This window comes from Streptomyces sp. SID10853 (genome assembly GCF_010548145.1).
GTDB lineage: Bacteria > Actinomycetota > Actinomycetes > Streptomycetales > Streptomycetaceae > Streptomyces.
Genome location: NZ_JAAGLN010000200.1, coordinates 1 through 13,272 on the forward strand (window position 1 = coordinate 1; position 13,272 = coordinate 13,272).

Sequence of the window (13,272 nt, forward strand, 5' to 3'; positions counted from 1 at the left end):
GGCCCGGCCGGTGCCGCCGCCGCGCCGGCCGGCCCGGACACCGGCGAGGGCGGCGGCTACCGCGTCTTCACCACGGCCTACGACCGGCAGCGGCGGGCAGGCTCCCTGGTACGCCCGGCGGCGCTGACCGGCTACCGTGAGCGGCTCGACCGCCGTATCGCCGCACAGGGCATCAACATGGCAGGTATCACCAGGGAGTTGACGGCCCGGCTGGCCTCGCCCGTGCCCCGGGGCTGGGACGGCGCCCAGGAGGAGGGGTACATCGACGGCCGGGCGCTGGCCCGGCTGATCGGCTCCCCCACCGAGCGCCGGGTGTTCAGGGCCGAGCGGACCGAACCCGCGACCGACGCACGGGTGACGTTCCTGATCGACTGCTCGGGCTCCATGAAGGAGTACGGCGAAGCGCTCGCCCTGCTGGTCGATGTGTTCGCCAGGGCCCTGGACCGGGCCGGTGCCGAGTGCGAGGTCCTGGGTTTCACCACCGGAGCCTGGAACGGCGGCCGGGCCCGCCGCGACTGGCTGCGCGCCGGCCGGCCACCGCGCCCCGGGCGCCTCAACGAGCAGTGCCACCTGGTGTTCAAGGACGCCGCGACACCGTGGCGGGCCGCCCGCCGGGACATCGCGGCCCTGCTGAAACCGGACCTCTTCCGCGAGGGGGTGGACGGCGAGGCGGTGGCCTGGGCGGCCCGCCGCTCCCAGGGCACAGCGGCGGAGCGCGAACCGGGGAGCCGGCGGCTGCTGTTCGTGCTGTCGGACGGTGGCCCGATGGACACCGCGACTCTGCGCGCCAACGATCCCCGCTTCCTCGACCGGCATCTCAGGGATGTGGTGGCGCGGTACGAGCAGTCCGGGGCGGTCGAGGTGTACGGGGTGGGGCTGGGCCTCGATCTGAGCCCGTACTACCGCCGCTCCCGTGTCCTGGACCTCTCACGAGGCCCGGACAACGGGGTGTTCCGGGAGATCCTCGGTCTGATCCGCTGACCGGGACATCTCCGCGCCGTCGCGGCTCCGTTGGAGGTTTCTCCAGGAGGCGGCCCTCATCGGGGCGATCCCGTTGTCACCGCCGCCGGTAGCCGGGGTGCGTCGGTGGTCCGTAGCGTCCACGGCACAGCCATCGGGAAGGGGAACACCGCAGTGCCGCCGACGAACGGGACGATCGCACGGTTCCGTGAGCTGCTGTCGGTGCTCGGCCCCTGGCTGCCTGCCGTGGCGTTCCTCGGCAGGATGCCCGCGGCGATGTGCCCGATCGGCACCCTGCTGCTGGTCGGCGCCGAGACCGGCAGCGTCGGGGACGCCGCTCTGGTGAGCGGCGCGCTGGCCCTGGGTGAGGCGACCGGCGGGCCCTTCGTCGGACGGCTCGCCGACCGGCGGGGCCAGCGGACCGTCGTCCTGACCGCCTCACTGGTCAACGCGACGGCCATCCTGGCCCTGGTGGCGGCAGCCGTGACGGACCGGCCGGTGGCGCTCCAGACCCTCCTCGCCGCGGTGGTGGGGCTGGCCGTGCCGCAGGTCGGCCCGCTGGCGCGCGGCCGGTGGCTGTCGATGGTGAAGGGCCGCCCGGACGAGGAGCGGCTCATCGGGTCGGCGCTGTCCTTCGACGGCACCACGGACGAGGTGTCCTTCACCCTCGGTCCCGCGGTGACGGGCGTCCTGGCCACTCTCGTCGCACCGGCGCCCGCCATGGTGCTGGCCGCGGTGCTCGTCGGTGTCTGCGGCACCCTGTTCGCCGTCCATCCGTCCGCGCCGGCGGGCAGTGGGCCGCCCGCGGGTGGCCGGGGCTCCGGTTCGCTGATGACTCCGGCGCTGGCCCTGCTGCTGTGCAGTATGGCCATGCAGGGGCTGCTGTTCGGCTCGGTGCAGGCCGGGGTCTCGGCGACGGCCGCCCACCTCGGCAGCCCCGGCGCGGCGGGGCTGATCTATGCCCTGCTGGGCGGGGCCAGTGCCCTCGTGGGGATCGCGACCGCCGCTGTGCCCGCCAGGATAGGGCTGCCGCTGCGCCTGCGGCTGGCGACCTGCGCCCTGCTGGTGACCTCGCTGCCGCTGCTGCCGGCCGACTCCATGGTGTCCATCGCGCTCGCGGTGTCACTGGTCGGCGCGGCTGTCGCCCCGCACCTGATCACCGTGTTCGGGCTGACCGAGCGGATCGTCGCCCGCGAACGGATCGGTGAGGCCATGGCCATGCTGGTGAGCAGTGTCCTGGTGGCACAGTCGGTGGGCGTGATCTTCGCGGGCCGCCTTGCGGACGCGTACGGTCCCGGTGCGCCGTTCGTCGTCAGCTGCGCGGCGACGGCCACGGCGGCCCTGGTGGCGGCGGCCACCGCGACATCCGGCCGCTACCGGCCCGCGGGGGCGCAGTTCCTCACGCCGCCGCCAGCATCTTCTCCACAAGGCCGCCCAGAATGCTGATGCCCGGGTCGATCGCGCGTACCTGCGGGGCGGCGAAACCGATCCGGAAGTGGTTCAGCGGAGGCTGCCCCGACAGGAAGTAGATGTCGCCGCGCTCGATGAGCACGCCGCGGCGCTGCGCCAGCTCCACCAGTCTGCGGCAGTCCAGTTCACGCGGCCCGGTCATCCACAGGCTCACCCCGCCCGGCGACGGTGTGGTGTGCCAGGGCAGGTGGGTGTTGACGGCGGCGGTGGCGGCCTCCCACTTGCGCATCAGCTGGCCGCGGTAGCGGCGTACGGCACGGTGGTACTCGCCGGACTGGATGAGCAGCGCGAGGGCGCGCTGGATGTGGCCCGACGGGTGCCGTACGGAGTAGCGGCGCAAGTCGCGCAGTTCCCTGATGAGTTCGCGGGAGGCCACCACGTAGCCCATGCGCAGCCCCGGTGCCAGGAACTTCGAGAAGGTGCCCAGGTAGACGACCTGGCCGGTGGTGTCCAGCCCTTTCAGCGCGGGCGTCGGACTGCCCTGGTAGCGGAATTCGCTGTCGTAGTCGTCCTCGACGATGACCGTGCCGCTCTCCCGTACCAGCGAGAGCAGTTCCCTGCGCCGGCCGATGCTCAGCGTGACATTGGTCGGGTGGTGGTGGGACGGCGTGACGTGCAGCAGGTCGACCCCGGCCAGACCGGCCGGCGGGACCACCCCGGCGGAGGTGACGGGCAGCGGGAGCAGCCGGGCACCGGCGCGTACGAAGATGTGCCGGGCGTCCAGATAGCCGGGGTCCTCCACCGCGACCGTCGAGCCGGTTCCCAGCAGGGCCCGGCTCAGCAGGTCGAGGCCCTGCTGGGACCCCACGGTCACCAGGATCTCGTCCGGAGCGGCCTCCACCCCGCGTGCGGGCAGCAGTTGGCGGCAGAGCATCTCGACGAGCAGCGGGTCGTCGGCGGCGATGCTGTCCTGGAGGCTGTACTGGGCGTGCGGCTGGTACAGCGCCTCGTTGAGCGCCCTGGACCAGTCCCGGGCGGGGAAGGCCCGCAGATCCACCTGTCCGGCGAGGAAGGGGTACGGGTAGTCGGCCCAGTCGGGCAGTTTCTCGATGTGCGGGAGCCGGTCCTCGGGGTGGCCGCGCAGCCGTGCCCCCCAGTCGAAGCGCTCGGCCGGCGGCCGCTCCTCCACCGCGCAGTAGGGGCGCATCTCGCGGTTGACGAAGATCCCCTGCCGCTCACGGCTCTCCACGAACCCCTCGGCGACCAGCTCCTGGTAGGCGGCGTTGACGGTGTTGCGGGAGAGGCTCAGCTCGCGGGCCAGCTCCCGTGACGACGGCAGTCGCCGCTCGGCATCGATGGTGCCGACGGCGATGCCGTGTTCGAGCGCTTTGCGGATCTGCCGGTAGAGCGGCTCCCCCGACGTCCGGTCGATCTCGATCAATGTACGTGGCATACGCGCCTCCTGCGGATCACGTGGGCCGCGCGCGGCCCCTGGGGCCGGGCCCCCGGCGCGGTACTCCGCTGTCCCCATCCGGCGGGCTGCTTCTGCTCTGTTCGGGGGTACCAGCTGACGGGGAGCGTAGCCGGACAACAGCCTTTACTCCAGAGGTCGGACCGGGTCGGCTGCCCGGATCGCGTTTCGGGCCTGGACCCGTCGGATGGCGCGGATCTGGCGCTTCTGTCCGGACCAGCCGGTCGTCACTCTGGTGGTGCACTCAGCACGGTGTGCCCCGCCGGGGCACCCGTCCGTACTGCGGGTCAGCCGTTTCCGGGTCTGTCCCGGCACGGCTCCGTCGCTCCGGCACGGGCCGGAAGCGCCCCGCACCACCGAGGGGAGATCATCGTGAAGATCGGGATTCCGCGCGAGGTCAAGAACCACGAGTACCGGGTGGCCATCACTCCCCCCGGCGTCCATGAGCTGGTCAGGGCGGGCCACAGCGTCCGGATCGAGAAGGACGCGGGCGCCGGCTCGTCGATCGCGGACGACGACTACGTCCGGGCCGGCGCCACCATCGTGCCGACCGCCGACGAGGTCTGGGCGGATTCAGGGCTCGTACTGAAGGTGAAGGAGCCGGTGGCGGAGGAGTACCACCGCATGCGCGCCGACCAGACGCTCTTCACCTATCTGCATCTGGCGGCCTCCAGGGAGTGCACCGACGCGATGCTGGAGTCCGGGATCACCGGGGTCGCGTACGAGACGGTGCAGGCCGTCGACGGCTCGCTGCCGCTGCTCTTCCCGATGTCCGAGGTGGCGGGCCGGCTGGCGCCGCAGGCCGGCGCCCACCACCTCACCCGGGCCGCGGGCGGCCGCGGTGTGCTCATGGGAGGTGTATCGGGGACCCGGCCCGCCAAGGTCGTCGTCATCGGCGCCGGGGTGTCGGGGATGAACGCGGTGGCGGTGGCCACCGGTATGTGGGCGGATGTGGTGCTGCTCGACAAGAACATCGACAAACTCCGCGCCGCCGACCGGATGTACGGGGGCCGGATCACCACCGTCGCCTCCAACGCGTACGAGGTCGAGGCCGCGGTGCTGGACGCCGATCTCGTCATCGGCGCGGTGCTGGTCCCCGGCGCCAGGGCGCCCCGGCTGATCTCCAACGAGCTGGTCTCGCGGATGAAGCCCGGTTCGGTCCTCGTCGACATCGCCATCGACCAGGGCGGCTGCTTCGAGGACTCCCGGGCCACCACTCACGCGGACCCGGTGTACCGGGTGCACGACTCGGTCTTCTACTGCGTCGCCAACATGCCGGGCGCGGTGCCGAACACCTCGACCTACGCGCTGACCAATGTCACGCTTCCGTACATCCTGAACATCGCCGCGAACGGGATCGCCGCCGCCGCCGAGTCGGACGCCGCCATCGGACGCGGCATCAACATCGTGGGCGGCCAGGTCACTTACCGCCCGGTGGCCGAGGCGCACGGCCTGAAGTACGTCGACGCCGCCCAGGCCCTCGTCTAGTACACCGGTAGTACACCGCCCACCCGGCCGCACGAGCCACCCGGCCGCGCGAGCAACCACCGTACGCCGGGCCATCGCGCACCCGGCCACCCGCACATCCGGTCCACCACCGCACACCACCCGCCCGGCGGCCGCCGGGCCAGGAGGGGAGATCCACCGTGACCAACGAGTCCGCGTTCCGTGCCAGGGCGCAGCGCCATCTCGGCCAGCACTTCACCCGCCAGGACGTCTGGCGGAGCGACGAACTGCCGGTCTTCGTCCGCGGCGAGGGTTGCTATCTGTACGACGAGCAGGGCCGGCGTTTCCTCGACGGTCTCGCGGGCCTGTTCTGCGTGAACATGGGGCACAGCCGCGGGGACATCGTCGCGGCCGCCACCCAGCAGATGGAGACGCTGGCCTACTCCACCAACTGGGGCGCCGCGCACCCGCCGGCCGTGGAGGCGGCGAGCCTGATAGCGGAGCTGGCCCCCGGCGACCTGGAGGTCACCTGGTTCGTGAACTCCGGTTCTGAGGCCGTCGAGACGGCCATCAAGTTCGCCCGGCAGTACCACCGCAGCCAGGGCCACACCGAGCGTACGAAGATCATCAGCCGCAACATGTCGTACCACGGCGTCACCCTGGGCGCCCTGTCGGTCACGGGCCTCCCGAAGATCCGCGACCCGTTCCTGCCGCTGCTGCCCGGTGTCCGGCATGTGCCCAACACCCTTGGCCACACCGGCGACTGCGGTCCCGCCGACGAGCTGGAGTGTGTGCGGGCCATCGAGGCGGCCATCCTGGAGGAGGGCCCCGAGACCGTCGCGGCCGTCTTCGCCGAGCCCGTGCAGAACGGGCGCGGCGCGCTGGTCCCGCCGGACGGTTACTGGCGCGAGCTGCGGCGGATCTGTGACCGCTACGGGGTGCTGCTCGTCGCCGACGAGGTCATCTGCTCCTTCGGACGGCTTGGCCACTGGTTCGGCAGCGACTACTTCGGCGTGGTGCCCGACATGATCACCTTCGCCAAGGGCTCCACCTCCGGCTATGCCCCGCTCGGCGGCATGATCGCCCGCGAGCCGCTGGTCCGCGGGCTCTACGACTCCCCCTCCGGCGGTACGTTCACCCACGGCGCCACCTGGGGCGGCCACCCGGTCTCCACCGCCGTCGCGGTCGCCAACATCACCGCGATGCGCGACGAGAAGGTCCTGGACAACGTCACCACGCTCGCGCCCGGACTCCGCGCCGGACTCGACGAGATCAAGCAGCGCCACCGTGTCGTCAAGGACGTACGGGGCATGGGCTTCTTCTACGCGGTCGAGTTCACCGCCGACCGTGACTCCGGGCGCGAACTCAGCCCGGAGCAGTCGCAGAAGGTGCTGCGCGAGGTGCTCCCGCAGGCGTTCAGGAAGACCGGGGTCATCCTGCGCCCCGACGACCGCGGCGCGACGATGCTGATGATCTCGCCGCCGCTGGTGGCCGACCGGACGGTGCTGGACGAGCTGCTCAGCGCGGTCGACACGATGGTCGACGACGTCGAGAAGAGCGTCACCGGCTGACCGGGGGCGGCCGTACGCCGGTGCGGGGAGGGACAGCGCTTTCCGGCGCTTCCCTCCCCGCACCGGCTGCATCGGCGTGCCTCCGTATAGGCTTTCCCCATTCCGTGGCCGGAATTCTCCCTCCCATAGCCGTGCGGATAGCGTGTGGATAGGGGACTGAATTCCCGTGGAACGGGCACGGAATCGGAATTCAGGGCTCTGGTACCCGGCCGGGGGCCCGTTCTGGATCTTCCTCTCACCTTCACTTTTCGGCCAGCATGCCGGGCACTGCTGATTTCCCGACGGCAGCTCCACGCACTTTCCGAAATAAGGGGTCCCCGTGGCAGAGAACAACGGGTCCGGCGAGATCGGACGCGAAGAGTCCGGAGGGGCCGGACTCCGGAGCGAACTCAAACAGCGGCATATGACCCTGATCGCCCTGGGCGGGGTGATCGGAGCAGGACTCTTCGTCGGCAGCGGAGTGGTGATCGACGAGACCGGGCCGGCCGCGATCATCTCGTTTCTGCTCGCCGGCGGACTTGTCATCCTCGTCATGCGGATGCTGGGCGAAATGGCCGTGGCCCGCCCGGCGGTCGGCTCCTTCTACGCGTACGCCAGGCTCGCACTCGGCAACTGGGGCGGCTTCACCATCGGCTGGCTCTACTGGTACTTCTGGGTCAACGTGGTCGCTCTCGAAGCGGTGGCAGGGGCCAGCCAGATCCATGCCTGGCTGCCCGGTGTCCCGCTGTGGGTGGTCAGCCTCTGTCTGATGGTGCTGCTCACCGGGGTCAATATGTTCTCGGTGCGCTCGTTCGGCGAGTTCGAGTACTGGTTCTCCTCGATCAAGGTCGCCGCCATCACCGTCTTCCTCGTCGTCGGTCTGATCTTCGTCCTCGGGCTGTGGCCCGGCGCCCACGCCGACGTCAGCAATCTGACCCAGCACCACGGATTCGCCCCGCACGGCATCGGCGCGGTACTCACCGCCGTCATTCCGGCGGTCGGCTTCTTCACCGGCGCCGAGATCGCCGCGCTGGCCGCCGCCGAGTCCAAGAACCCGCAGCGCAGCGTGGCCAAGGCGACCCGCTCGGTCGTGCTGCGTGTCCTGCTGTTCTACGTGGGCTCGATCTTCCTGGTCATCGCGATCGTCCCGTGGAACGACCCTTCGGTGGCGCAGGGCCCGTACGTCTCGGCGCTCCAGCACATCGGGATCTCCGGTGCCGGCACCCTCATGCGGGTACTGATCCTGGTGGCGGTGCTCTCCTCGCTCAACGCCGGTCTCTACAGCGCCTCCCGGATCGTGTTCGCGCTGACCAGGAACAATGACGCACCGCACGGTCTGACCAAGCTCAGCAAGCGGGGCGTGCCCCGGCGCGCGATCCTGCTCGCGACGGTGCTCGGCTATGTGTCGGTGATCATCGCGTATGTCTCACCGGACGCCGTGTTCTCCTTCATCGTCCACTCCTACGGCGCGGTCGCCCTCTTCGTCTATCTCCTGGTCGCCCTCTCCCAGGTGCGGCTGCGGCGTCGGCTGGAGCGCGAGGACCCGGGGTCGCTCACGTTGAAAATGTGGTGCTTCCCCTATCTGAGCTGGTTGACGATCGCCGCGATGGCTGCGGTCATCATCGCGATGGCGGTCCTGCCCTCCACCCGCTCCGACTTCGCCGCCAGCCTGCTGACCGTCGCGGTGGTCCTGGGCGCGTACGGGATTCGCGCCTACCGGGACCGCGTACGGGCGCGTACGGCCGGCGCCCCCGCCCCGGGCGGCCCTGCGTCCGGGCCCGGGTCCGGCCCTGCGTCAGGACCCGCTTCCGGTCCTGATTCCGGCCCCGGGCCAGGCCCCGAGCCCGCCCCCGTGCTGGATTCCCGTAAGTGAAGTGACCACTAAGGGGTCCTGCGGCGATCACCGCCGACCGCCGGAAGGCCCTGACACCCGCGCGCCGCCGCTGCCCGGATACGGCAGCGGCGGCGCGGTGCGTCACGCACATCCGGAACACTGGCAGAACGCTTACGGAAGGTGTCGCTCCAGGAGCTGGGCCAGGTGGTCGCCGGAGCGGTCGGTGAGGCTGTCGAGCTGGGTACGGCAGCTGAAACCGTCGGCGAGGATCGTGTCGTCCGGGGCCGCCTCGCGGACCGCGGGCAGCAGCTGCTGCCCGGCCACCGCGACGGAGACGTCGTGGTGGCCCTCCTCGACACCGAAGTTGCCCGCGAGCCCGCAGCAGCCGCCCAGCCGTTCGACCGTGGCGCCGGCCTTGCGCAGCAGTTCGGCGTCCGCCTCCCAGCCCATGACGGCGTGGTGGTGGCAGTGCGGCTGGGCGACGACGGTGGTGCCGGTCAGGTCGGGCGGGGTCCAGTCCGGGGTCCGGCCGAGCAGTTCGGCCAGCGTACGGGTGGCCGCGGCGACTTCGGCGGCGGCCCTGCCGTCCGCGTCGCCCGCCTCGCCCGCCTCGCCCGCCTCGCCCGCACCGTCGCCGAGGAGTTCCGCCGCGTCCGAGCGGAGGACGGCCGTACAGGAGGGCTCGATGCCGACGACCAGCGCGCCGGCCCTGACGTGTGGCGCGAGCGCCCGCACGGTGGCACGTATCTGCTTTCGTGCGCCGTCGAGTTGACCGGTGGAGATCCAGGTCAGCCCGCAGCAGACGGGCTGTTCGGTGACGGTGACCCGGTATCCGGCGTCCTCCAGGACGGCGACGGCCGCGGCGCCGGTCCCGGGCGAGAAGGCGTCGGTGAAGGTGTCGACGAAGAGGACCACATCACCGTGGCGCGGGGCAGGGGCACCGCCGGTGGACCGCGCGGAGCGGCGGGCGAACCAGTGGCGGAAGGTCTCGGGCGCGAACACGGGCAGTTGGCGACGCGCGTCGACCCCGGCTGCGCGTACGAGGAGCGGGTGCAGGGCCCGCGAGCGCATCAGCAGGTTCGCCAGCCGGGTGAGGCCGGGCAGAGCCCGCACCAGCCGGGCCCAGCGGGGCAGCCAGCCGAGCGCGTAGTGGCTGCGCGGGCGTGGCCTGCGCCGGTATTTCTGGTGCAGCGCCTCCGCCTTGTACGCGGCCATGTCCACGCCGGTCGGGCAGTCCGACGAGCAGCCCTTGCAGGACAGGCAGAGGTCGAGCGCGTCGTGCAGCGCCGGGGAGCGCCAGCCGTCCGGGCCGAGCCGGCCGGAGACGACATCCTGCAGCACCCGGGCCCGGCCGCGGGTGGAGTCCTTCTCCTCGCGGGTGGCGAGATAGCTGGGGCACATCACCCCGCCGCTCGCGGTCGTGTCGGCACGGCACTTGCCGACGCCGGTGCACCGGTGGACCGCCATCGACAGATCGCCGCGGTCATGGCGGTAGGCCAGTCCCAGGGTGGGGAGTTCCTTGCGGCGCAGCGGCGGTGCGTCCGCTGCGCGGACGGCGTGGTCCACCGGGTCGGGCCGTACGATGACGCCCGGGTTGAGCAGGTCGTCGGGGTCGAAGACACTCTTGACGCGTTCGAACAGGCCGATGGCCTTCGGGGAGTACATCAGCGGCAGCAGCTCTCCGCGGGCGCGCCCGTCCCCGTGCTCGCCGGACATGGATCCGCCGTGCCGGGCGACCAGTTCACCGGCCTGGAAGAGGAACTCCCGCAGGGCGCGCGTCCCGTCGGCGGAGCCGAGCGGGAAGTCGATACGGACATGGACGCAGCCGTCACCGAAGTGCCCGTACGGCAGTCCGGTCAGCCGGTGCTCGGCCATCAGGCTCTCGAACTCCCTGAGATAGGCGCCGAGTTGCGCGGGCGGGACCGCCGCGTCCTCCCATCCGGAGTGGGCGGGTTCGCCCGCCGGTGTGCGGGAGGCGAGCCCGGCGCCGTCCTCCCGTACGCGCCAGAGCGCGGCGGCGTGCGCGGTGTCGACGACGGTACGGGAGTCCAGCGCCCCCGCGTCCGCGATCAGCCGGTCCGCGTCGGCGAGGAGGGACGCGGAGCTCTCCCCGGCCAGCTCGACCAGCAGCCACCCTTCGCCCCTGGGCAGTTCGGGGAGTGCGGCGGCCCCCTTGCGGTCGACGACCACGCGGACGATCCGCGCGTCGAGCCCCTCGCAGGCCACCGGTGTGTACGGCAGGATCGCCGGGACCGCGTCCGCCGCGTCCGCCATGGTCGGGTAGCCGAGAGCGATCAGGATGCGCTCGGGCTCGTCGCGTACGAGCCGGACCCGGGCCGCGAGGGTCAGCGCCAGGGTGCCTTCACTGCCGACGAGCGCACGGGGCACGTCGAAGCCGCGCTCGGGCAGCAGGTGTTCGAGGCTGTAGCCGGAGACCTGACGGGGGAAGCGGCCCAACTCGGTCCTGATGACTTCGAGTTCGCTGCCGGTCATGTCCCTGAGGCCGTCGAGCAGCGGTGAGGCGGCCGTGGTGTGCGGCACCGCGCCGAGGCGCAGCCGCTCCCCCGTTCCCGCCAGGACGTCGAGGCCGAGGACGTTGTCGCTGGTGCGGCCGTACCCGAGGGCGCGGGAGCCGCAGGCGTTGTTGCCGATCATGCCGCCGAGGGTCGCGCGGTTGTGGGTGGACGGGTCGGGGCCGAAGCGCAGGCCGTGCGGCGCGGCGGCGCGCTGCAGGCTCGACTGGATCACCCCTGGTTCCACCAGGGCGGTTCTGGCGTCCGGGTCGATCTCCAGCACCCGGTTCAGATGCCGGGAGGTATCGATGACGACGCCGGGGCCCACGGCGTTACCCGCGATGGAGGTGCCCGCGCCGCGCATGGTGAGCGGGACCCGCTGTTCCCGGCACACCGCGAGGACGGCGGCGATCTCGTCGGCGTCGTGGGGGAAGACGACCGCGCGCGGCGGCACCCGGTACAAGGAGGCGTCCGACGCGTAGAGCGACCGGGCCAGCGGGGAGTCGTCGACGTCCGCCGCACCGGCGCGGCGGAGCGCGTCGGTGATCTCCAGCGCGGATCGGGGATGGGGCGTGTGCACAGCGCTACCTCACGGTGGGTCAGGGGCGCCCCGCCCTGAATGTCGGGGCGGGGCGCGGCGGGCAGGGGTACGGGGCGCGGCCGGGGGAGCTTCGGTCCCCCGCGCCTTGCGGTTCAGCTCTGCAGCACCGGTACCGGCTGCGGTGTCTGCGCGCCGATCCTGCGGCACAGTACGGCGATGAGGATGACGGACACCAGGCTGAGCACCGACATGGCCACGATGTAGACGGACATCAGCCAGGGGCGGCCGCCGCCGGAGGCGAGCAGGCTGGTGAGGATCAGCGGGGTGAGCCCGCTCGCGAAGACCCCGGAGACCTGGTAGACGCAGGAGACGCCGCTGTAGCGGACGTTCGCGGGGAACAGCTCGGCGTACAGCGCTGCCTGCGGGCCGTACATCGCCCCGTAGAACAGGCCGAGTGTCACGACCAGTGTGCCCGCGATGACCAGGGAGGAGCCGGTGTTGAAGAGGGCGAACGCCGGGAAGGCCGACAGGCCGAAGAGCACGGTCCCGAGCCCGAAGACGCGCAGTCTGCCGAACCGGTCGGAGATCGCGCCCCACACCGGGATCATGGGGATGCAGACCGCGGCGCCGACCATCACGCCGATGAGTGCGTGGGTCCTCGACACGTTCAGTTCGGTGGTGGTGTACGCGATGGCGAAGACGCCCCAGGTGTTGAAGGCGATCCCTTCGGCCATCCGCGTTCCCATGCCGAGCAGCAGATTCAGCTTGGAGGTGCGCAGCAGCTCGACGATCGGGATCCGGGCCTGGTCCTGCTTCTCCTGTACGGCTTTGAAGGCGGGTGTCTCGTAGACCTGGAGCCGGATGTAGAGCCCGATGATGACGAGCGCGCCGCTGAGCAGGAAGGCGATGCGCCAGCCCCAGTCGAGGAACTGGGCACTGGACAGGGAGCTGGACAGCAGGGCGTACACCCCGGTGCCGAGCATGAGACCCGCGGGGACGCCGATCTGCGGCCAGCTCCCGTAGTAGCCCTTGCGGCCCTCGGGGGCGTGTTCGACGGACATCAGGACGGCGCCGCCCCACTCACCGCCGACCCCGACGCCCTGGACGATACGGAGCAGGATCAGCAGGACGGGCGCCCAGATGCCGATGCTGTCGTAGGTGGGCAGCAGGCCGATGAGGAAGGTGCCCGCGCCCATGATGAACATGGTCACGACGAGGGCGGTCTTGCGGCCCACCCGGTCGCCGAAGTGGCCGAACACCACCCCGCCGAGGGGGCGTGCGACGAAGCCGATGGCGAAGGTCGCGAAGGCCAGGAGCGTGCCGACGAGGCTGTCGAACCTGGGGAAGAAGAGTTTGTCGAAGACGATTCCGGCGGCCGTTCCGTAGAGGAAGAAGTCGTACCACTCGATCGTTGTGCCGATGGCGCCGGCCAGGGCGACCTTGCTGATCGGCGTCTGCGCTGGTGCGGGCATGGGGGATGCCTCCGGGTCGAGGGCGCAGGGGGGCTGAGTGCCAGAGGCACCGGGGGCCGCGGCGCGGGACCTGCC

At 71.5% G+C, this 13,272-nt stretch carries 7 protein-coding genes and 1 pseudogene; 5 read left to right on the forward strand and 3 right to left on the reverse strand.

Features of this window, described 5'->3' with window-relative positions; translation table 11 throughout:
* Together G3I19_RS27990 and G3I19_RS27995 are read left to right on the forward strand one after the other, a co-directional pair.
* A pseudogene (locus tag G3I19_RS27990) lies at nt 1–981 on the forward strand (cobalt chelatase); the annotation flags it as partial.
* 153 nt (nt 982–1,134) lie between these two features.
* Entirely contained in the window at nt 1,135–2,406 is a 1,272-nt protein-coding gene (locus G3I19_RS27995) for an MFS transporter (RefSeq protein WP_164266503.1), read from the forward strand.
* Here the strand turns inward: G3I19_RS27995 and G3I19_RS28000 are convergent.
* Nucleotides 2,360–3,823, reverse strand: a complete 1,464-nt coding sequence (locus G3I19_RS28000) for a PLP-dependent aminotransferase family protein (protein ID WP_164266504.1) — start codon at nt 3,821–3,823, stop codon at nt 2,360–2,362. The two genes, G3I19_RS27995 and G3I19_RS28000, sit on opposite strands and share 47 nt — an antisense overlap.
* A gap of 390 nt (nt 3,824–4,213) precedes the next feature.
* On the opposite strand from G3I19_RS28000, the gene ald reads away from it, so the two are divergent.
* The 3 genes from ald to G3I19_RS28015 all read left to right on the forward strand — a co-directional run bounded on the left by ald (nt 4,214) and on the right by G3I19_RS28015 (nt 8,710).
* Nucleotides 4,214–5,329: an alanine dehydrogenase gene (ald, locus tag G3I19_RS28005; protein ID WP_164266505.1), complete on the forward strand. Its 1,116-nt coding sequence runs from the start codon at nt 4,214–4,216 to the stop codon at nt 5,327–5,329.
* Nucleotides 5,330–5,487: 158 nt separating this feature from the next.
* The gene (locus G3I19_RS28010) at nt 5,488–6,858 is read left to right on the forward strand and encodes an aspartate aminotransferase family protein (RefSeq protein ID WP_164266506.1); all 1,371 of its coding nucleotides are present in this window, start codon (nt 5,488–5,490) and stop codon (nt 6,856–6,858) included.
* 319 nt (nt 6,859–7,177) lie between these two features.
* Nucleotides 7,178–8,710, forward strand: a complete 1,533-nt coding sequence (locus G3I19_RS28015) for an amino acid permease (RefSeq protein WP_343235231.1) — start codon at nt 7,178–7,180, stop codon at nt 8,708–8,710.
* A gap of 132 nt (nt 8,711–8,842) precedes the next feature.
* Here the strand turns inward: G3I19_RS28015 and G3I19_RS28020 are convergent, their stop codons facing one another.
* Both G3I19_RS28020 and G3I19_RS28025 read right to left on the reverse strand, forming a co-directional pair.
* Nucleotides 8,843–11,764: an FAD-binding and (Fe-S)-binding domain-containing protein gene (locus G3I19_RS28020; protein ID WP_164266507.1), complete on the reverse strand. Its 2,922-nt coding sequence runs from the start codon at nt 11,762–11,764 to the stop codon at nt 8,843–8,845.
* A gap of 113 nt (nt 11,765–11,877) precedes the next feature.
* A complete protein-coding gene (locus G3I19_RS28025) occupies nt 11,878–13,197 on the reverse strand; it encodes an MFS transporter (RefSeq protein WP_164266508.1) in 1,320 nt (439 codons plus the stop codon).
* Nucleotides 13,198–13,272: the final 75 nt, after the last annotated feature.